Source organism: Kitasatospora sp. GP82, assembly GCF_029892105.1.
Classification (GTDB): domain Bacteria; phylum Actinomycetota; class Actinomycetes; order Streptomycetales; family Streptomycetaceae; genus Kitasatospora.
On sequence record NZ_JARZAJ010000002.1, the window covers coordinates 332,315 to 352,638 of the forward strand.

Here is a 20,324-nt window from a genome sequence, read left to right on the forward strand (position 1 = left end):
CGAGGACCAGGAACGGGAAGGGTTCGGGAAGGGCTTTCGGGGTCCACGGTCACAGCGACCAGAGTAATCATCCCATCAAATGACCAATCTGGCAGGGCACCGCGCGCCCCCAAGGTGCCCCGCAGGCGCCCCGTGCGCTATCCCTTGAGCGTCCAGGTCACCGTGCGGGTCATGTGCTGATTGCGGAAGGCCTCGTCGCGCACCCAGTCCGTGGTGTCCCGGACCGTCGCGGTGACCGTGAGGTCCTGGCCCGGCCTGCTCGGCAGGGTCGAGGTGTCCAGGGAGTTGCGGTCTGGCCCCTGCGGCACGGTCAGGACGCCGTTCACCCGCCACTCCACCTGGAGCTGCCGCGGGCCCGCCAGCGGCAGTGGACGGACGCTCAGCCGGGGCCGCCCTGCCACCGTGCCGGCGGCGGGCTCCGGCGGGTCCATCGGAGTGATCCGGCGGTAGATCTGCTCGAGGATCGCCTCCCGCGAGGGGAGGTTGTAGGTCCCGCCGAGGGTGCGCATGACCGAGTCGACGGTCGGGCGGTAGGTGCCGTTGGCACTGCGGTACGCCCCGATGGTGCCGCCGCCGTCCGGGTCCTGGGCGCCGAGCCAGCGCCACCACTTCACCTTGCTGCGGGCCATCTGGTCGGCGTTCACGGTGGCGAGGTTCGGGTAGTCCGCGTCGTCCGGGGCACTGTCGTACTCGTCGCCCAGGTCACCGACGGTGTGGCCTATCTCGTGCTGGATGATCCGCCCGGCATCCGGGCTGCCGCCCGCGAGGGTGGTCACTCCGGTGCCGCCCGCGCCGCCGTACTCGCTGGAGTTGGCCAGGGCTATCAGGTACTGCGGTCCTTCGCCGTTGCCCGCGTACCGGGCGGTGGCGGGCTCGTCGGCGCAGAGCAGCCGGGCGGTGCCCTCGCACCAGAAGTGCATACCGAGCGGGGTGCCGGGCTTGCGGGTGCGGGTCTCGGTCTCGGCTATCCCGGCGACCGGGGAGACCACCTCGACCCGCTTTATGTTGAAGAACCCCTGGTAGCTGCGGAACGGTTCTATGTCCATCAGCGCTCGCCAGGCCTGATCGGCCTGCTCCCGGAACAGATCCTGCTGGTCGGCGGTGTAGCCGTCGCCGAGCAGCACCAGGGTGATCCGGTTGGCGGGATCGCCGGTACGGAGTATGTCCACCGTCGTCGCGGGTTCGGGCGTGCGCTGGTCCGCCCCGGCCGTGCTGTGCGGCGGGACGGCGCGGTCCGGCGACGGCGCGGGAGCGCCGATCGCACCGAACGGCGCTGGGGAGGCCGCTTCGAGGGCGGTCGGCAGGATGGCGACCGAGACGAGGGTGAGCGCCGCTGCGCTCCGGACGAGACGGCCAGACTTACCGTTGCGCATACGGTGCGTCCTCCGGGCTCCGGTCACCCGGCAGGCGCACGGGTGGGGGGTTGCGGAGACGTACCCGACACGCGGGCGACCTTGACCCGACCGGGGCCGACTTCGCCGGACCGGATCATCACGGCGGGGCATCCGGCGCAATCCGCAGGCGCGCTGCGGCCGATGGCCGTAACCGCTCCACGAGCCCCTTGCCCCAGAGGGGTTGCCCGTTTGCCCCGGAGGGGTCAGCGGTGGCGGAGGGCCAGGTGTGTGCCGATGCCCAGCAGCAGGCCCCAGAAGGCCGAGCCGATGCCGAACAGGGTCATCCCCGAGGCAGTGGCGAGGAAGGTCACCACGGCACCGTCGCGGCCGCCTTCGTCGGCGAGTGCTCCGGCGAGGCTGGACTGGAAGGGGGCCAGCAGGGCGACTCCCGCGATCACGGCGATCAGCGCCGTCGGCAGCCCGGTGAACAGGCTGACCAGCACTCCGCCGAAGCTGCCGACCAGCAGATAGAGCACACCCGCGGACATTCCCGCGATGTAGCGGCGGCGCGGATCGGGGTGGCTCTCGGGGCTGGTGCAGATCGCGGCGGTGATGGCGGCCATATTGACCCCGGGCGAGCCGAACGGCGCCAGGAGCACCGAGAGTCCTCCGGTCGTGCCGATCAGCAGCCGGTCGTCCGGTCGGTAGCCGGAGGCGCGCATGATGGCGAGCCCGGGTGCGTTCTGCGAGGCGAGTGCGACGATGGTGAGCGGAAGTGCCAGCCCGACCGTCGCGGGCCAGCCGAAGGCCGGTGCCGTCAGTACCGGACGTGTCGGCCCGCCCCCGCCCAGGTGCAGCGGCAGCCCGACGGTGGCCGCCGCCAGCAGTCCGCCCGCCAGCAGCGCCACCGGCACCGCGTACCGGGGTGTCCAGCGCTTGGCCGCCAGGAAGGCCGCGAAGCTGCCGAGCACCAGCACGGGCGCACGGTGCAGCGAACCGAAGACACCGGCGCCGAAGGAGAACAGGATCCCGGCGAGCATCGCGTTGACGATCCCGGGCGGTACGGCCCGGATCAGCCGCCCGAACAGCCCGGTCACCCCGAGCAGCGCGACCGCCACCGAGCTCACCAGGAACGCCCCCACCGCCTCGCGGTAGGGGTACGCGCCCAGGCTGCCCATCAGCAGGGCCGCCCCCGGCGTGGACCACGCGGTGACCACCGGGGTCCTGGTCCACCAGCTCAGCAGCAGGCAGCTGAGCCCGCTGCCGATGGACACCGCCCAGATCCAGGAGGCCGTGTGCGCCTGGTCGAGATGCCCTGCGGCGGCGGCTGCCAGCACGACCACCAGTGGGCCGGAGAAGGAGACCGCGATACAGACCAGTCCGGCCAGCAGGGCCGGTACGGAGACATCCCGGCGGAGCGAGCGCCGCCCGTCCGGCACTGCCGGCGGGTCGGGCTCCAACTCGGTCTGCTGCCAGGTCTCCTGCCGCATTTCAGCGCGATGCTCCGCCATCCGGGCAGTATTCTGGAAGACCCTTCGCGACACCCGGAGAAATCTTCACAGCAACTGCAACTTTCCGTCGGCAGTCACGTCTGTGTACACGAAGGCACGGAAAGCAGGACCGGCGAGGCGCCGGAGGGTGCAACTACCGGCCGACTTCATCCAACACGCCGTCAGCATCAGGCCCCTGGGGGAACCCATCATGCGAGTATCCGCTATGTCCGGTTTCGCGAAGAACATCCTCTCCCCGGCCTCCACCCGCAAGGCCCTCGCCGTCGGCGCCGCCACCCTGCTCATCAGTGGTGGCGCGCCCCTCTTCGCGGGTGCCTCCGCCGCCTGGGCCTGCGGTGACGAGGAGGGAGTCCGCACCGACCGGGTCGCCACCACCAACTCCGCCGCCACTGCTGCTCGGTCGCCCGCAGCGACCCACCACGGCGAGCCGGTGTCGGCGTTCATCCCCGTGGTTCCGACCGCCATCGCCGCCGGTGGTGCCCCGGTCGAGATCGGCGTCGAGATGGCCAACTTCACCGGCGCCGACTACGCCAGGATCGCGCCGGGCTTCGCGCTCTACAACCCGCACGCCGGAGCCAACCTCCGGATCGAGGACCTGAAGGTGGAGGTCGTCAAGGGCGGCCAGTGGAGGAGCCTGCCGCTGCGCCACAGCTGCGACCCGGTACTCGTCGCCGACACGTCCCTCCTCGCCGACCCGTTGACGGACCAGCACGCCCACCGCTACCTGTTCCGTGTCTCGCTCTCGGCCGATGCGCCCGGGCCGCAGCAGGAGATCCAGGTCTTCAGCGGTTCCGGCTTCGACGGCAAGGCCAACACGACCACCCTGAAGGTGCTCCGCACCACCCGCGCCGGCACCTCCTCAGCGGCGCCCGTCGCCGCCGTGGCCATGACGAGCTCGTCGCCCGCCGTCGGCGCGACCGCGTTCGTCCTGCTGGGCGGCGGAGCCACGGGAGTGCTGCGGCGCCGGTCGCGCCCCTGAGCGCACTCCCGGGCGTGCGGCGCCGGGGGCGCGGGCCCCTGTTCGACCGGTCGCGTGCCTGACCAGCCCCCTACGGAGGTGCAGGTCTCGCACACGCGGTTGGCCGAGCAGAGCCCGCGCCCCCGGTGCACCGCATGACTGCCGCCCTCGAAGGGCAGCGCCTAGCCCCAGGTGAGCAGGCGCTTCGGGTGCTCCAGGACGGCGGCGACATCCGCCAGGACCTTGGAACCCAGCTCTCCGTCGACCAGGCGGTGGTCGAAGGAGAGGGCCAGCGTGGTGACCTGACGGGGCACCACCTTGCCCTTGTGGACCCACGGGAGTTCCCGCACCGCGCCGAAGGCCAGGATGGCGGCCTCGCCGGGGTTGAGGATCGGGGTACCGGTGTCGACGCCGAAGACGCCGACGTTGGTGATGGTGATGGTGCCGCCCTGCATGTCGGCGGGCGAGGTCTTGCCCTGACGCGCGGTGTCGATCAACTCACCCAGCGAAACCGCCAGTTGCGGCATGGTCTGGGAACCGGCGTCCTTGATGTTGGGCACGATGAGCCCGCGCGGGGTGGCCGCCGCGATACCGAGGTTGACCTGGCCCTTGACCACGATCTCCTGGGCCGCCTCGTCCCAGGCCGCGTTGACCTCCGGGTGGCGGCGGACCGCCGTCAGCAGTGCCTTGGCGACCAGCAGCAGCGGGCTGACCCGGACACCGGCACCCAGGTCGCCGCTCTCCTTGAGCCTGCGGACCAGCTTCATCGTGCGGGTCACATCGACCTGGACGAACTCGGTGACGTGCGGCGCGGTGAAGGCCGAGGCCACCATCGCCTGCGCGGTGGCCTTCCGGACGCCCTTGATCGGCACCCGGACATCGCCGCGACCGGCCGGCACGGCCTGGGCCAGTGCCTCGGCGGCCCAGGCAGCTTCGGCCGGAGCCGGGGCGAGCACCTCGGCGGGCGCGGGGGCGAGGGCCGCCGCTGCCGCCGCGTGCACGTCCTCACGGGTGACCACACCGCCCGGGCCGGTCGGAACGACCGCCCGCAGGTCGATCCCGAGGTCCTTGGCGAGCTTGCGCACCGGCGGCTTGGCCAGCGGCCGCTCGGCCGTCGCCGGGACATCCGCGGCAACAGCCACCGGAGCCGGGGCGGGCTGCGGCGGCGCGTAGTACGAAGGCGCGGGCACCTCGACCGAGTTGGCCGGGGCGACGACGGTGGTCCGGCGGGCGCGGCGCTGAGTGCCGCCCGTTCGCGGACCGTAGCCGACCAGCACCTCGCGGCGCTCCGGCACGGCCTCCTCGGCAGCGGGGGCGGCGGCCACCGGCGCCTCGGCGGGAGCCGCACCCTCACCGACCGCGACGGAGATGATCGCCGTACCGACGTCCACCGTCGTCCCGGCCGGGAAGAAGATCTGCTCGACCCGTCCGTTGAACGGGATCGGCAGCTCGACCGCCGCCTTCGCGGTCTCCACCTCACAGACGATCTGGCCGTCCGTCACCTCGTCGCCGGCCTTGACGTACCAGGTCAGGATCTCGGCCTCGGTGAGGCCCTCGCCGACGTCCGGCATCTTGAACTCGCGGAGCGAGCGCACCTCGGTGGTCATATCGCTCCCTTCTCAGAACGCCAGCGCGCGGTCGACGGCGTCGAGTACGCGATCAAGGTCGGGCAGGAAGGCCTCCTCGACCCGGGACGGCGGGTACGGCGCGTGGTAGCCGCCGACGCGCAGGACCGGGGCCTCCAGGTGGTAGAAGCACCGCTCGGTGAGCCGGGCGGCGAGCTCCGCGCCCATGCCCATGAAGACGGGCGCCTCGTGCACCACGATGCCGCGCCCGGTGCGCTTGACGGACTGCTCCAGGGCGTCGAAGTCCACCGGGGAGAGCGAGCGCAGGTCGACGACCTCCAGGCTGCGGCCGTCCTCCTCGGCGGCCGCGGCGGCCTCCAGGCAGACCTTCACCATCGGGCCGTACGCGATCAGGGTGGCGTCCGCGCCCTGGCGCACCACGCGGGCCTCGTGCAGCGACAGGCCGGCCGAGTCGCCGACCTCGCCCTTGTCCCAGTAACGGCGCTTGGGCTCAAGGAAGATCACCGGGTCGTCGGACTCGATGGCCTGGCGGAGCATCCAGTACGCGTCGTGGGCATTGGAGGGGCTGACCACCCGGAGCCCGGCGGTGTGCGCGAAGTACGCCTCGTGGGACTCGCTGTGGTGCTCGACCGCGCCGATGCCGCCCGCGTACGGGATCCGGACGGTGACCGGCATCTTCACATGCCCGAGCGCGCGGGAGTGCATCTTCGCCAGCTGGGAGACGATCTGGTCGAAGGCCGGGTACACGAAACCGTCGAACTGGATCTCCACGACCGGCCGGTAGCCTCTGAGGGCCAGGCCGATCGCGGTGCCCATGATGCCGGACTCGGCGAGCGGGGTGTCGATGACCCGGTCGTCGCCGAAGTCCTTCTGTAGCCCGTCGGTGATCCGGAAGACCCCGCCCAGCTTTCCGATGTCCTCGCCCATCAGCAGGGTCTTCGGATCGTTCTCCAGCGACTTGCGCAGGGCCTCGTTGAGCGCCTTGGCAATGCTCAGCTGACCTGCCATCAGTTGTTCTCCCCGCCCTCGAAGGACGCCGCGTACGCCTCGTACTCAGCTCGCTCTTCCTCGACCAGTGCATGCGGCTCGGCGTACACATGGTCGAAGATCAGGGTCGGGTCCGGGTCGGGCATACTGCGCACGCCCTCACGCACCCGCAGCCCCAACTCCTCGCTCTCGGCCTCGATTCCGGCGAAGAACGCCTCGTCGGCCAGGCCCTCCCGATCCAGGTAGGCCTTGAGCCGGGTGATCGGGTCCTTGGCCTTCCAGGCCTCGGTCTCCTCGGTGGGCCGGTAGCGGGTGGGGTCGTCTGAGGTGGTGTGCGCGCCCATCCGGTAGGTGAACGCCTCGATCAGCACCGGACCGTTGCCGCTGCGGGCGTGGTCCAGCGCCCAGCGGGTCACCGCGAGGCAGGCGAGCACGTCGTTGCCGTCCACCCGGACACCCGGGAAACCGAAGCCCAGGGCGCGGCGGTAGAGCGGGATGCGGGTCTGCACGGTGGTGGGCTCGGAGATCGCCCACTGGTTGTTCTGGCAGAAGAAGACGACCGGCGAGTTGTAGACCGAGGCGAAGGTGAAGGCCTCGCTGACGTCACCCTGGCTGGAGGCGCCGTCGCCGAAGTACGCGATCACCGCGTCGTCGGTGCCGTCCTTGGTGATGCCCATCGCGTATCCGGTGGCGTGCAGGGTCTGCGCGCCGATCACGATGGTGTACAGGTGGAAGTTCTTCTCGTTCGGGTCCCAACCGCCGTGGTTCACACCGCGGAACATGCCGAGCAGGTTCAGCGGGTCCACGTCGCGGCACCAGGCGACACCGTGCTCCCGGTAGGTCGGGAAGGCGTAGTCGCCGGGGCGCATCGCACGGCCCGAGCCGACCTGGGCGGCCTCCTGGCCGAGCAGCGAGGCCCACAGGCCGAGCTCGCCCTGGCGTTGCAGGGAGGTGGCCTCGGCGTCGAAGCGCCGGACCAGGACCAGGTCACGGTAGAGGGCGCGGAGCTCCTCCGGGGTGATCACCAGCGGGAATTCCGGGTTCTCGACCCGCTCCCCTTCGGGCGTGAGTAGCTGTACGAGCTCCGGCTGGGCGTCCTTACCCTTGTTGCGGAGGTTGTCAGGGACGCCGGGGGCGGCCTTCTTGCGCGCCCTCGCCGTGCTTTTGACGGTCACGTTCACTCCTCGGTCTGTCCGGCCGCCCGGGGTCGCCGGTGACCGGTCCGGTCACCGCCTCGCAGGTACGCGTGGGTGTGCGCACCGACTGCAAGGCAGGTGGTGTTCCCTTTCCGACGGCGTCCCTCACGAGAACGTTACCCAGCGGCGCCCCTTGGCGCGCTTGCGCTAGGACGTCCTACTTGTTCACGCCGGAGAGTGCAGGTGTGGTGCAGCTCTCTGGGCGGTGGCCGTCAGGACACCTGCGCACGCTATCCGGGCGAAGCTCTCCGCGTAAGGGGGTAACCGGCATGGATTCTGTGTTCGGGGCAGCTCGGGCAATAGGTCTTCTGTGCGTGGATATGGGAGCATTTGAGCGTGACTGGAAACGGACAAATCAGGGTTTTCCTACTAGATGATCATGAGGTCGTCCGGCGCGGCGTACACGATCTGCTGTCCATGGAGGACGACATCGAGGTGGTCGGCGAAGCCGGCACCGCCGCCGAGGCCCTGACCCGGATCCCGGCCGTGGACCCCGATGTCGCGATCCTCGACGTCCGCCTCCCGGACGGCAACGGCGTCGAGGTCTGCCGCGAGGTCCGCGCGCGGCGGCCGGAGATCAAGTGCCTGATGCTGACCTCCTTCTCGGACGACGAAGCGCTCTTCGACGCCATCATGGCGGGAGCCTCCGGGTACGTACTGAAGGCGATCCGGGGCACCGACCTGCTCTCCGCGGTCCGTGACGTGGCAGCGGGCAGGTCGCTGCTCGACCCGATCGCCACCAGCCGGGTACTGGAACGGCTGCGCGACGGTGGCGAGAAGGAGGACGAACGGCTCGCCCAGTTGACGAAGCAGGAGCGGCGCATCCTCGACCTGATCGGCGAGGGTATGACCAACCGTCAGATCGGCAATGAGCTGCACTTGGCCGAAAAGACCGTCAAGAACTACGTTTCCAGCCTGCTGGCCAAGATGGGCATGGAGCGCCGCACCCAGGCGGCTGCCTATGTGGCCCGGCATCAGGCCGATCATCATCATTGAGCATATTCCTGACGACCTGTCAAGTGCCTGCGCCTCACGGCATTACGCTCCTGTCCCGTGACAACGCAAGGCCAGATCATCGTGTGCGCGCCGCCTCGTCCGGACCGCACGGAACCGCCCATCGGCACCCTCAGCCCCCCGGTCGCCCACAACGCCGCGGCCGGGGTGCTGCGTTCCTACCGGCTCGGCCGCCCCTCCGGGATACGGCCGGTGACCGAGGGGCTGCTCAACCGGGGCTACCGGATCACCACCGGGTCCGGCCGGTACTTCCTCAAGTGCTACGTGGACCGGGCCACCGCCAGCCGCAGCGCGATCACCGCCCAGCACCGCGCCACCATCGACCTGCACGCCCTCGGACTGCCCACCCCGCCCCCGCTGCCCACCCCGGACGGCCGGACCGTGACGGCGTACGGCGGGCGGCTGTTCGCGCTCTACCCCTGGGTGGAGGGCGGACACCGGCACGGCACCGAGCTGGCGCCCGTGCAGTCCGCCGAACTCGGCGCGCTGCTCGGGCGATTGCACGGCGCACTCGGTGAAGTCTGCGCCCCCGTACGGCAGCCCGCCGGGCATGCCACCGCCGATCCGGCCGAGACCGTCCGACTCGTCGCCGAACTGCGGAAACGGGCCGCCAGGTACGAACCGTACGGACCCTTCGACGCCCTCGCCGAACAGCGCCTGGCCGAACGGCTCGACCTGCTCGCGAGGCACCGGCACCGGCGGCCACCCGCCGAGAGCGCCCCGCCGACCGGCTGGACGCACGGCGACTTCCACGGCCTCAACCTGCTCTACCGGGGGGAACAGCTCACGGCCGTGCTCGACTGGGACAAACTCGGCGTACGGCCGCAGGCGGAGGAGGCCGTCCGGGCCGCCACGCTGATCTTCAACGACCGGGAGAGCGGCGTCCTGGACCTCGTCCGGGTCCGCCGCTACTCGCAGTCCTACCGGGCCGCCACCGCCACCACGGCGGCCCAACTGGCCGCCGCCGTGCACCGGGTGTGGTGGGAGCGTCTGAACGACCTCTGGATGCTCCAGTGGCGCTACCAGCGCGGCGACCACCGCGCCGACCCGCTCTTTCCCGCCGCAGCCGGGCAACTCGCCTGGTGGTGCCAGGAGTACGAGCAGGTCCTGGACGCCTTCACCAACTAACCGCCCCCGGGCACCCGGGAGGGTCTCCAGGGGCGCGGGGGCACTCCGAACGCAAAGGGGTACCCATAGGGGCGCGGGGCTGGGTCAGGGGGTGGTGTCCGTGCCTGTGGTGCTCTTGCCGCCGCCGGGCGAGGAGCTCACTCCTGTCGAGGGGCTGGAGCCGTCGGTCGGCTTGGTGGGCGGCGCCGACGTGTCGGACGGGGAGTCCGAGGCCGAGCTGCTGGGCGACGCCGAGGCCGATGCGGACGGGGAGGGCGAGGCCCCGGAGGAACGCCCGCTCGACGGCGACTGTGCCGTGTCGTTGGTCGTGTCCGGCGGCGGCGTGTAGCGGCCCGGGTTGGTGTTGCCGCCGGTGCTGCGGCTCAGGCTCGGCGACGGGGTGTCGGCCGAGGGCACGATCGGCGTGGTGACCGGGTTCTGCACGGGCTGGTTCGGCGTGTGGGGGGGCTGGGTCTTGTGGTCGGCGGGGCTCAGCGCCATCGAGATACCGACGGCGGCCGCGGCCAGCACCAGCACCAGGCCACCGACCAGCGGCCACCGGCTGCGCCGCCGTCCCCGGCCGCCGTCCCCGTCTCCGTAGCCGTCCCCGCCATGACCGCCGTGGCCGCCGTCGTACGGGCCGCCCGGGCGGTTCCCGCCGGTCGCCGAGTAAGGGGACAACGGGGTGTCGTACTGCGCGGACGCCGGGTAGGGCAGCATGGCCGTCTGGTCGCTCGCCGTACCGGGGCCGTCGACCGAGCCCAGCGGCTTGGTGACGGCGCTCGCGCCGCTCTCGTAGCCCGGGTACCCGCCGGAGCCGCCAGAACCGGTACGACCGACGGTGGCTGCGCCCCCCGCGTACCCTATTCCGGCCGCGCCGTGCATCTCCCGCAGGGCGTGCTGCACATGGGCCCGGAACTCGTCCGCGCTCTGGAAGCGGTCGTCCGGGTCCTTGGCCAGCGAGCGCAGCACCAGGTCGTCGAGCTGGGCGGGCACCCGCGGGTTGGCCTCCGAGGGCGCCACCGGCATGTCCTGGACGTGCTGGTAGACCACCGAGAGCGGGGTGTCCCCGGTGAACGGCGGGCGGAGCGTCAGCAGCTCGTAGAGCATGCAGCCGGCCGCGTACAGGTCCGAGCGGTGGTCGACCGGCTTGCCGAGGGCCTGCTCCGGCGAGAGGTACTGCGGGGTGCCCATCACCATGCCGGTCTGGGTCATGGTGGTGGCCGCGCCGGTCAGCGCACGGGCGATGCCGAAGTCCATCACCTTGACCGCGCCGCTGTGGGTGATGATCACGTTGGCGGGCTTGATGTCGCGGTGCACGATGCTGTTCCGGTGGCTGTAGGCCAGCGCCTCCAGCACCCCGGCGATGATGATCAGCGCCTGGTCGACCGGCGGCGCGTCCTCGTCCGCCAACAGCTCGCGGACGGTCCGGCCCTCGATCAGCTCCATCACGATGTACGGGGTGGAGTCACCGCCGACCTGTTCGGCACCGGTGTCGTAGACCGAGACGATCGAGTGATGGTTGAGCGCGGCGACCGCGTGCGCCTCGCGGGTGAAGCGGAGCCGGGCCACGTCGTCCTGGGCCAGCTCGGCGCGGAGCAGCTTGACCGCGACGGTGCGGCCGAGCCGTACGTCCTGCGCGGCGTAGACCTCTGCCATACCGCCCCGGCCCAGCCGGTGGGTGAGGCGGTAGCGGCCGTCGCCGACGGTGCCCAGCGGGGCTGCGGTACCACGGCTCGGGGTCTGCGCCGCGTCGGTCGGTGGCAGCAGCGCCGTCCGGTCCTCCGCCCGGCTCGGGTCGGCACCCGGCACCTGGGGCGTTTCACGAGTGCTGTCGTCGCTGAATCCCCGATCACCCAAGCCGTGACCGCCGGCACCCTGAGCGTGCTCCGCCTCGCCGTCTCCCGGCTGCTGTGTCTGTGCCATCACTCCTCGCCCCGGGCGTCGCTCGGTGCGCGGTCGCCCTTCGGTTACGTCCTCAGAACGCTACCGCTTCGCCGGACCGACCGTGGAACCGCAGATCTGTCGATACCGGTCAGACCGTGCCGTTCCGGCCTGGATCGAGCACGACCACAGACGGTCGCTGGGAGCCGTAGGGACTGTTCAGCTGCTTCTTCTCGTGCTTGACGGCCACGATGGCGACGATGACGCCGGCCAGCACGATCAGGCCGATGATCACACCGACCACCACCAGCGCGGTCGAGCAGCCGTTGCCGCTGTTGGCGGCCGGTCGCGGCGCGAACGGCTGCTGCTGCGGCTGTGCGAACGGCGGCGGCGTGTGCACCTGCTGCTGCGGGAACGGCGGCGGGGTCTGCGCCTGCTGCTGCGGGAACGGCGGCGGGGTCTGGTACTGCTGCTGCGGGGACGGCGGCGGGGTGTGCACCTGCTGCTGCGGGAACGGCGGCGGGGTCTGGTACTGCGGCGGGAAGGGCGTCGGGGTCTGCTGATACAGCTGCTGCCCGACCTGCTGCTGGACCTGCGGGAAGGGCGTCGGGGTCTGCGGCGTCTGCTGGTACGGGGGCTGCGGGAAGGACGGCTGCTGCTGCGGGTACGGGGTCTGCTGCGGCTGCACCGGCGGGAAGTTGGTCAGCGACGGCGCAGCGTGCACCGAGCGCGGCCCCTCGCCGATGACCAGCGGGGTGCTCGCCCGCAGCGGACCACCGCCGCCCTGGTCCCCCGCCGCGATCCGCTCGACCTCCTCGCGCATCGCCTCGGCGCTCGGGAACCGGTGCTCCGCGTCCTTGCGCAGGGCGCGGGCCACCAGCGCGTCCACGGCGGGCTGCACCGCCGGATTCAGCGTGGACGGCGCCGGGGGCTCCTCCTGGACGTGCTTGTACGCGATCGAGAAGGCGGTGTCCCCGTCGAACGGCAGCGAACCGGTGAGCAGCTCGAACAGCATGCAGCCCACCGAGTAGAGGTCGGACCGCGCGTCCACGCTCTTGCCGAGCGCCTGCTCCGGCGAGAGGTACTGCGGGGTGCCGACCACCATTCCGGTCTGGGTCATCGAGGTCACCCCGGACTGCAGCGCCCGTGCGATCCCGAAGTCCATCACCTTGACGACGCCCTTGGTGCTGACCATGACGTTGCCCGGCTTGATGTCGCGGTGCACCAGACCCTGGTCGTGCGAGGCCTCCAGCGCCGACAGCACGGCGGCGGTCATCTTCAGCGCCTGCTCGGTCGGCATCGCGCCGTACTGCGCGATCGACTCGTTGAGCACATCGCGCAGCGCCTTGCCTTCGACGTACTCCATGACGATGTACGGGGTCACCGAGCCGTCCGGGCCGGTGTCCTCACCGCTGTCGAAGACCGAGACGATGTTGATGTGCTGCAGCTTGGCGACAGCCTGCGCCTCGCGGCGGAAGCGCTGCTTGAAGGAGTCCTCGCGGCCGAGCTCGGTGTGCAGTGTCTTCACGGCGACCTGGCGGTCGAGCACCGTGTCGTGCGCCAGGTGCACGGAGGCCATGCCGCCCTGCCCGAGCAGGCGCCGCAGCACATAGCGGCCGTGTCCCAGTGAAGAGCCGACCGAAGGGCCCCCGGCCGCGGCGGTGCCGTCCTCGCTCATGGTCATCTGCTCCCCCTCGGCGCGGCGGTCCGCGTCCGCATCGTCTCGTCCGGGTGTGAGGCCCGACTGCGGGGTGTACGGAGCGGACGCACGCCGTGCGCGGCCCGCCCAGGCCCCACCCGGCCCCGGTCGGCGGCAGGGGCCGACGACAGGGGCCAGGGTATCGGCAAAGCACCAAGCCACCGGGTACGGGGCGGACGGGACTGCGGGCGGCGCCAGGGGCGCGGTTCCGCCTCGGGGGTTACAGGTACGGGCCCGAGCGGATGCCACGGCCGGGGGCGGGCTCCTCGTCGTCGAACTCGGCGCCGTGGCTGCCCGGCGGAAGTGCCCGGCGCATCTGCTCCAGCTGTGCCCGCGCGGCCATCTGCTGGGCGAACAGCGCCGTCTGGATACCGTGGAACAGCCCCTCCAGCCAGCCGACCAGCTGGGCCTGGGCGATCCGCAGCTCGGCCTCGGTGGGGATGGAGTCCTCGGTGAAGGGCAGCGAGAGCCGCTCCAGCTCCTCGACCAGCTCGGGCGCCAGACCCAGTTCAAGTTCCTTGATCGAACTGGCGTGGATGTCCTTCAGGCGCGCCCTGCTGGCCTCGTCCAGAGGCGCCGCCCTGACCTCCTCGAGCAGCTGCTTGATCATGCTGCCGATGCGCATCACCTTGGCAGGCTGCTCGACCATCTCGGTCACCGGCAGCTCCCGGGGTTCGCCGCCCTCGCCCGACCTGCCCGCAATGCCGCCGGGACCCGCACCGACCGGCAGTCCGTCCGGGCCGACGATCAGGACCTTCGGGCCCTCGCCCGCTCCCTGGGCCGCCGCCTGGTACGACTCCGGCTGCGACCACTCGTTCATCGGCTTAGTCATAGCTCCTTCATATGCTTCGGGCGGTGAGAGGGTCAACTGACTGACCATGATGCCCCGCCAGGACCGGCCAACGGGCCACCACCGGCCGCGCGGCAGCGATTTGGGGACGGCTTCGGGCCCCCGGCGAGGCGCTCAGCCGGACGCGAGTCCCGTCGGCGTGCGTGTCACCGGCCGCGCAGGCGCAGCCCGACCAGCGCCAGACCGCTGCCGATCAGGGACAGCCCGGTCCCGAGCGGCAGCTGGAGGTTGGCGGCGTCCGTCCACCGGATCGGGGCGGCCAGCTCTCCGGTGCCCTGGGCCTGAAGCGAGGACCGGCCGTCCGCCCCGCCCCCGAGCACGGCCTCCGTGTTCGGGTCCGTCGCATCCGGCTCGCTCGCCGCGCCGGGCTGCTGCGCAGGGGCGGATTCCCGGGGAACGGGCGTGGAGTGGTTGCGGTCCGGCAGGGCCCACGGCGGCCGGTGACCGTGGCCGCGTCCACGGCCGGCCCTCCACCGCACGGTGTCGGGTTCGGCGGTCCCTACGGCGGCCGCTGGGGCAGTGGATCCGTCCGCACCTGCACTGGGCGGGGCCGACGGCGTACCGCTCGGGGCGGCCGCCGCAGTGGCCGCGGGTGCGGCGGGGGCGGCGGGAGAGGCCGAGGCGGTCGGCGAGGCGGACGTACCGGGCCCCGGCGTCGGTGCGCCCACGGACGGGGTCTCGGCCGCGTCCGAGCCGAGGGGCGCGGCGGGCGCGGCCGAGGCGGTCTGCGCCGACGGGACGGTGCCGGAGGCAGCGGGCCGCGGCAGCACTCGGCCACTGAGCTCGGGACCGGACTGCAGGTGCTGGGCTCTGCCCAGCGAGGGAGCCGCGCCGCCCACCGCCGCGGCCGGACAGGCCAGCAGCAGTGGGACGGCCAGCCCGGCGGCGGCGGCCACGGCCCACCGGCGCGGTGTGGCGCAAGCGGACGGCAGAGCGGCGCAGAGCGTGGAGAACGCGTACGTAAGTGCGGCCACGGACGGAGGTCCTTCCGACGGCCGGCCGCGCTCGGGCGCGGACGGCGGCGGGACAGCTCCGGACCAGCGTCACACACTCCGACATATCGGGCATTTCGGATACCTCGGCCGCCCGAGGCTCCGCACCGTCCTGCCCCCGCCGCTACCGCATGCGCAGGACGACCTTGCCGACCTGCTCGCCCGCCTCCAGGATCCGGTGCGCCGCCGCCGCGTCCTGGACCGGCAGCACCTGGTGCACGACCGGCCGCACCACGCCGGCCTCGACCAGCGGCCAGACATGCTCCCGCACCGCCGACACAATCGCGGCCTTCTCCGCGATCGGCCGCCCGCGCAGGTTGGTGGCGGCCACCGCGGCCCGCTTGCGCAGCAGGGTGCTCAGATCGAGCTCGCCCTTGACGCCGCCCTGGAGACCGATGATCACCAGTCGGCCGTTGACCGCCAGCGCGTCCACGTTCGGCTGGAGGTACTTGGCGCCCATGATGTCCAGGATCACGTCCACGCCGGCGCCGTCGGTTGCCTCGCGGACGGCCTCGACGAAGTCCTGCTGCCGGTAGTCGATGCCGACATCCGCGCCCAGCTCGGCGCAGCGGGCCAGCTTCTCCGAACTGCCCGCCGTCACCAGCACCTTGGCGCCGACCGCCTTGGCCAGCTGGATCGCCATCGTGCCGATACCGCTGGCGCCGCCGTGCACCAGTACCGTCTCGGCCGGACGCAGATGGGCCACCATGAAGAGATTCGACCAGACCGTGCAGACCACCTCGGGCAGCGCGGCGGCATCCGTCAGGCTCAGCCCCTTGGGCACCGGCAGCAGCTGTCCGACCGGAACGGCGACCCGCTCGGCGTAGCCGCCGCCGGCCAGCAGGGCGACGACCTCGTCCCCGACCCCCCACCCGGCCACGCCAGGACCGAGCGCGACGATCCGGCCCGAGCACTCGAGGCCGGGGTACGGCGACGCCCCCTCCGGCGGGTTGTAGAAGCCCTGACGCTGCAACAGATCGGCCCGGTTGACGGCGGTGGCCGCGACCTCCACCAGGACTTCACCTTCGCCGGCCACCGGGTCCGGCACATCGGTCCACTTGAGCGCCTCCGGCCCTCCGGGCTCGGGAATCGTCATCGCATACATAACCCCGAAGCTACTGCCAAAGCAGTGCAGGGATCAGCAGCTTTCGAGCACAATCCACCGGAAGCGGGCCGGCACCGCACCCCGCGAGCCCGCACTGCGGGAACGGACCGGGCCCTGCCGTGCCGGGACGTGGTCGAACGCACGGTCACCCGGGCCGAGGCCGGACGCAGTCCCCGGGAGTGCACAGACCTCGTGGTCGCCGTCGTACGCGACCGTCGGGTCCTGAACTACACCGACCCCGAGGCCGCCGTCCTCAAAGTCACCGACCGGGTCATCACCATCCAACGCGCCGCCACCTCAAGCACATAAGGCTCCCCAAGAGGCACCGACGCCCCCCAAGAGCAAGCTGCGCGCGGGGCTATGGCTCAGGGGGTCTCGAGTAGCTCCACGCCGTCGCCTGCCGGTGCCCCTCCCGGCGGGATCACCGCCAGGGCCTCGGCGAGCGCGAGTCCCCGCAGCATTGCCGGACCGTCGAAGACCAGCGGGACGACACCCTGTTCGGTGCGGGCCACCGGCAGCAGCCGGGTGTCGGCAGGGTGCCCCGGGAGGTCCACGGCGGCGACGGCCAACCGGGGAGCCGCAGCCGGTCGGCCGGAGAGCGCGTGCAGCAGCGGCAGCGCCAGCGTGACCGTCCCCGCCACGGCGGCCAGCGGATTGCCCGGCAGGCCCACCAGATGGCGGCCGCCCGGGAGTTGGGCCAGCAGCATGGGGTGCCCGGGCCGTACCGCGACGCCGTCGACCAGCAGCCGCGCCCCGGCCACCTCCAGTGCGGCGTGCAGGAAATCCACCGGACCGCCGGCGGTACCACCCGTAGTGATCACGACATCGGCGGGCGACAGTCGTACCGCGTCCCGGAGCAGCCCGAAGTCGTCCCCGATCTGCCGACGGCCGATCAACTCCGCGCCCGCTGCCGCCAACCAGGGCGGCAGCAGCGGACCGAGCGCGTCCCGGATCAGACTGCCTTGCGGGATACCGGAGTCGAGCAGCTCGTCACCGAGCAGGAGCAGCTCGACGGTGGGCCGACGGTGCACGGTGAGCCGATCGTGCCCGGCGGCCGCAGCCAGCCCGAGCACCGCCGGGGTCACGGGCGTCCCGGCGGGCAGCAGTGGCTCGTCCCGACGGCACTCCTGGCCTCGCGGCCGGATGTCCTGCCCCGGCGCCACGTTGCACAGCGGGTGCAGCAGACCCCGGTCGATCCGCCCGTGCTCCCGCCGCAGCACTCCGGTCGTCCCCGCCGGAACCGGTGCCCCGGTCGCGATCTCGACCGCCTCGCCGTCGGCAAGCACCCCGGAGGCCCTGCCGCCCTCGGACGACTTCCCGCCTCCGGCCACCGGCCCCGACGGCTCTCCCGCCAGGATCCGCCCCGAGGTGTGCCAGGGGCCGGGGCCCGCGACGGCCCAGCCGTCCATCGCCGAGGTGTCGAAGGCGGGCAGATCCGTCAGCGCGGCCAGCGGCTCCGCGAGGGTGTGGCCGACGGCCTCGGCCAGGTCGACGTCCAGTCCGGGCAGCGGGCTGCGGGCCGCCAGTCGGGCAGCGCGGCGCGCCTGCGGCCATGCACCGTGGCAGAGCGTCGCGGCGGCACGGGCGGTCGAACTCCCGTCGAACAGCTCGGACACGTCGGCGAGCGCGCTCATGCCGCCCCCGCCCCGGCTTCGCCGGAAGCTCCCGGCTCCGCAGCAGCAGCAGCAGCAGCCCAGCGTTCCGCGAGTACGGCGGTACGGGCACTGGCCGCAGCGACGGCCTCCGCCCCACCACCCTGCTGCGCAGCCGCATAGCCGATCAGGAAGGCGGTCAGCGGGGCCGCCGGACGGTCCACCCCGTGCGCGACCACCCGGGCGAGGTCGAGCAGACCGCGTACGTCGACCTCCAGGTCGATCCCCAGTTCGGTGCAGACCTCGGCGATCCAGTCATCCAGCGTGCGCTCCATAGCCCCATGCTGCCCGATCCGGCAGCACCCCGGACCCCCGCCCGTTACGATCGCGCGTCGTTTCGCTCGTGCGCCGCGCCGACGCCCGGTGAGAAGCGGTGAGGACAGGTGAGGACCGGTGCCGGTCACGCCGGTGCGGCCGCCGATTGCGGCTCAGCCGTCCGTCCGGTGCTCCGTACGCTCACGCTCGCGGGCCTGGGCGAGCTCCTCCCAGGTGTCGCAGTCGTATGCCACGCCCTCCGGGTCCGCGAGCCTGACGACGTCCAGCGGGGCGAGAAGGCGGCGCAGCGGGAGTCCGGCCGGGTCGCCGAGATCCGCGAGGCTGCGGCGCAGCGCCGCGGTGCGGTAGGCGGCGGCCAGCGGCTGGTCCCGCCCGGCGGCGTCGACCAGCAGGGCGCCTTCGCTCCCCGTCTCGTCCAGGGCGGCGAGCAGCCGCCGGACGGTGGGCCGGTCGAGGAAGGGCAGGTCGGCGGCGAACAGGAGGACGCGTTCGGCGGTGGCGTGTCCGAGCCCGGCGGCGACAGCCGCCACCGGGCCGCCGCCGGGAGGCTGCTCGCGGGTCCAGTGCACCGCGGCGCGCGCGGTCTCCCTGGGCGGGCCGACCACCACGGTCCTACCGGCGTCGGCACAGGCGGCGAGGACCCGGTCGAGCAGGGTCCGCCCGCCGACCTCCAGCGCGGGTTTGTCCGCCCCGCCGAATCTGCGGGCGGCACCACCGGCCAGCACTATCGCGTCGTACGCCGTCATGCCGCCAGTATCCGCCGCCGGGCTCAGGCTCCGCCCGGCTCGGAGTCCTCGACGATCTCGGCCTCGACGATGCCGCTCTCGTCGTGCTGTTCGTACACCACGGGCCCGACCGGCTCGCCGGACTCCGCCGGTGCCGCGGCGAGGCGCGCGGTGTTGGCGGCCGCGCCGAGCTCCAGGATCACCGGAAGGGTCAGGCCCCCGTAGCGTTCGTTGACCGCCGCCGCGAGGGCTTCGGGGTCGTTGGGGTGCTCGGCGAGCGCGTGGTCGAAGTCCTGCAGGTACTCGCCGGTGAAGGCGAGGACGCGGATCGCGTCGTCGTCGTAGCCGGGAGCACGGTGTCCGGCGATCACCCGGTCCACGTCGAGGTCGGCGATCCGGGCCAGGTTGTGGGCCCAGTCCAGGCGCTGGCCCTCGTCGGTGTCGGCCGTCCAGACGTGGGTGCCGTGGTATGCGAAGTCACCCGCGACGACCGTACGCGCGCTGGGGATGTAGGCGATGGTGGACGACCCGCAGTCGCCCTGGCCGAGGTGCAGCACCCGGATCAGCTGGCGGTCGATCATCAGCGGCTGCGGGAGCAGCGGCGCGGGCAGCAGCGGGTGGTCTGGGATGTCGTCGCCGTACACCGGCTTCCACTGGGCGACCTTGGCGGCGGCCGTCCGGGCGATCGCCTCGACCACGGGCGGTGCGGCGAGCAGCTGGGCCTTGGGGAAGAGCTTCAGCACCTCCTCGGCGCCGAAGTAGTGGTCCGGGTGCTGGTGAGTGATCACGACGGCCAGCAGCTGGCGCTGCTTGCCCGCGATCCACTCGGCGAGTTCACGGCCCGTGCTGCGGGTGAGCTGGGCGTCGATCAGGATGGCGGTCTGCTCGCCCATGACGAGGGTGGACGTGGCGAAGAAGCCGCTCTCCGGGCCGGTGAAGACCTCGATCCGGAGCGGACGGGCAGCTGGGATCCCCGTACCTCGGTCGGCCGGTTCGGCTCCGGTCTCGTCGGACGGGGACGGCGTCACGTCTGCTCCCTGGTCGGTGTGGCGGGCCCGGTCCGGGCTCCGTGCGGTACCAGCTTGGGAGCAACGGCCGACGATTGCCGGGTAGGCGCGCCCACGTGAGTGATCAGCCACCTCACGCGGGTCCACCGCTCCCCCGGCCCTCGGACACCCCTCCCAGGCCCGTTGCGCACGGTACCCGCCGTTCCCCGTCCTGTCAGGCAGTCCCCGTCCTCTCGGGCAGGTTGCCGACCGGATCCGGCCCGGACGCATCCCGGCTCACCGGCGCCACAGCCGCGCCGGTGCCGCTTCAACTCGACCCGGCTGTCCGCTACTTCTTGCCGCCCTTGCCGGCGGTGAGTTGCTGGAGGCGGGATTCGACGCCCCAGGCGGTGACGCGCCAGAGGGCCTCGATGACGATGTTGCGGCTCATCTTGGAGGCGC

The 20,324-nt window shown here is 72.3% G+C and carries 16 protein-coding genes and 2 pseudogenes; 4 read left to right on the plus strand and 14 right to left on the minus strand.

Annotation, left to right across the window (positions count from 1 at the left end):
- Window positions 1-137 precede the first annotated feature (137 nt).
- Both P3T39_RS03200 and P3T39_RS03205 read right to left on the minus strand, forming a co-directional pair.
- Window positions 138-1,373: a M64 family metallopeptidase gene (locus P3T39_RS03200; protein ID WP_280695717.1), complete on the minus strand. Its 1,236-nt coding sequence runs from the start codon at window positions 1,371-1,373 to the stop codon at window positions 138-140.
- A 224-nt stretch (window positions 1,374-1,597) separates the two neighbouring features.
- The gene (locus P3T39_RS03205) at window positions 1,598-2,845 is read right to left on the minus strand and encodes a benzoate/H(+) symporter BenE family transporter (protein WP_280695718.1); all 1,248 of its coding nucleotides are present in this window, start codon (window positions 2,843-2,845) and stop codon (window positions 1,598-1,600) included.
- A gap of 190 nt (window positions 2,846-3,035) precedes the next feature.
- Between P3T39_RS03205 and P3T39_RS03210 the strand changes: the two genes are divergently transcribed.
- A complete protein-coding gene (locus tag P3T39_RS03210) occupies window positions 3,036-3,824 on the plus strand; it encodes a hypothetical protein (protein WP_280695719.1) in 789 nt (262 codons plus the stop codon).
- Window positions 3,825-3,985: 161 nt separating this feature from the next.
- Here the strand turns inward: P3T39_RS03210 and P3T39_RS03215 are convergent, their stop codons facing one another.
- Genes P3T39_RS03215 through pdhA form a run of 3 tightly spaced genes read right to left on the minus strand, consistent with a single transcriptional unit; the run spans window position 3,986 to window position 7,557 of the window.
- The gene (locus tag P3T39_RS03215) at window positions 3,986-5,410 is read right to left on the minus strand and encodes a dihydrolipoamide acetyltransferase family protein (RefSeq protein ID WP_280695720.1); all 1,425 of its coding nucleotides are present in this window, start codon (window positions 5,408-5,410) and stop codon (window positions 3,986-3,988) included.
- A 12-nt stretch (window positions 5,411-5,422) separates the two neighbouring features.
- Window positions 5,423-6,400 (minus strand): alpha-ketoacid dehydrogenase subunit beta, encoded by a 978-nt coding sequence (locus tag P3T39_RS03220; protein WP_280695743.1) that lies wholly within the window; start codon window positions 6,398-6,400, stop codon window positions 5,423-5,425.
- Window positions 6,397-7,557 carry a pyruvate dehydrogenase (acetyl-transferring) E1 component subunit alpha gene (gene pdhA, locus P3T39_RS03225; protein ID WP_280695721.1) on the minus strand — a complete coding sequence of 387 codons (1,161 nt, stop codon included), beginning with the start codon at window positions 7,555-7,557 and terminating at the stop codon, window positions 6,397-6,399. The genes P3T39_RS03220 and pdhA overlap by 4 nt, the downstream gene beginning before the upstream one ends.
- A gap of 351 nt (window positions 7,558-7,908) precedes the next feature.
- On the opposite strand from pdhA, the gene P3T39_RS03230 reads away from it, so the two are divergent.
- The gene (locus P3T39_RS03230) at window positions 7,909-8,568 is read left to right on the plus strand and encodes a response regulator transcription factor (RefSeq protein ID WP_280695722.1); all 660 of its coding nucleotides are present in this window, start codon (window positions 7,909-7,911) and stop codon (window positions 8,566-8,568) included.
- Window positions 8,569-8,625: 57 nt separating this feature from the next.
- Window positions 8,626-9,714: a phosphotransferase gene (locus P3T39_RS03235; protein WP_280695723.1), complete on the plus strand. Its 1,089-nt coding sequence runs from the start codon at window positions 8,626-8,628 to the stop codon at window positions 9,712-9,714.
- 84 nt (window positions 9,715-9,798) lie between these two features.
- On the opposite strand, the gene P3T39_RS03240 is transcribed toward P3T39_RS03235, so the two are convergent.
- The 5 genes from P3T39_RS03240 to P3T39_RS03260 all read right to left on the minus strand — a co-directional run bounded on the left by P3T39_RS03240 (window position 9,799) and on the right by P3T39_RS03260 (window position 16,223).
- Window positions 9,799-11,619: a protein kinase gene (locus P3T39_RS03240; protein ID WP_280695724.1), complete on the minus strand. Its 1,821-nt coding sequence runs from the start codon at window positions 11,617-11,619 to the stop codon at window positions 9,799-9,801.
- A 109-nt stretch (window positions 11,620-11,728) separates the two neighbouring features.
- A complete protein-coding gene (locus P3T39_RS03245; protein ID WP_280695744.1) occupies window positions 11,729-13,255 on the minus strand; it encodes a protein kinase in 1,527 nt (508 codons plus the stop codon).
- A gap of 241 nt (window positions 13,256-13,496) precedes the next feature.
- Window positions 13,497-14,096, minus strand: coding sequence for a bacterial proteasome activator family protein (locus P3T39_RS03250; RefSeq protein ID WP_280695745.1), 600 nt, complete (start codon window positions 14,094-14,096; stop codon window positions 13,497-13,499).
- A 176-nt stretch (window positions 14,097-14,272) separates the two neighbouring features.
- Window positions 14,273-15,100, minus strand: coding sequence for a hypothetical protein (locus P3T39_RS03255; protein WP_280695725.1), 828 nt, complete (start codon window positions 15,098-15,100; stop codon window positions 14,273-14,275).
- Window positions 15,101-15,242: 142 nt separating this feature from the next.
- Window positions 15,243-16,223: an NAD(P)H-quinone oxidoreductase gene (locus tag P3T39_RS03260; RefSeq protein ID WP_280695726.1), complete on the minus strand. Its 981-nt coding sequence runs from the start codon at window positions 16,221-16,223 to the stop codon at window positions 15,243-15,245.
- A 129-nt stretch (window positions 16,224-16,352) separates the two neighbouring features.
- Here P3T39_RS03260 and P3T39_RS03265 point away from each other — a divergent pair, with 129 nt between their 5' ends.
- Window positions 16,353-16,532: a hypothetical protein gene (locus tag P3T39_RS03265; protein ID WP_348534301.1), complete on the plus strand. Its 180-nt coding sequence runs from the start codon at window positions 16,353-16,355 to the stop codon at window positions 16,530-16,532.
- A 56-nt stretch (window positions 16,533-16,588) separates the two neighbouring features.
- On the opposite strand, the gene P3T39_RS03270 is transcribed toward P3T39_RS03265, so the two are convergent.
- The 4 genes and pseudogenes from P3T39_RS03270 to P3T39_RS03285 all read right to left on the minus strand — a co-directional run.
- On the minus strand, window positions 16,589-17,857 hold the full coding sequence (locus tag P3T39_RS03270) for a molybdopterin molybdotransferase MoeA (RefSeq protein ID WP_280695727.1): 1,269 nt from the start codon (window positions 17,855-17,857) through the stop codon (window positions 16,589-16,591).
- A pseudogene (locus tag P3T39_RS03275) lies at window positions 17,854-18,897 on the minus strand (NTP transferase domain-containing protein). Before P3T39_RS03275 ends, P3T39_RS03270 begins: the two are co-directional and overlap by 4 nt.
- A 23-nt stretch (window positions 18,898-18,920) precedes the next feature.
- Window positions 18,921-19,904 (minus strand): MBL fold metallo-hydrolase, encoded by a 984-nt coding sequence (locus tag P3T39_RS03280; protein WP_280695729.1) that lies wholly within the window; start codon window positions 19,902-19,904, stop codon window positions 18,921-18,923.
- Window positions 19,905-20,211: 307 nt separating this feature from the next.
- Window positions 20,212-20,324: pseudogene (locus P3T39_RS03285) on the minus strand (dolichol-phosphate mannosyltransferase); the annotation flags it as partial.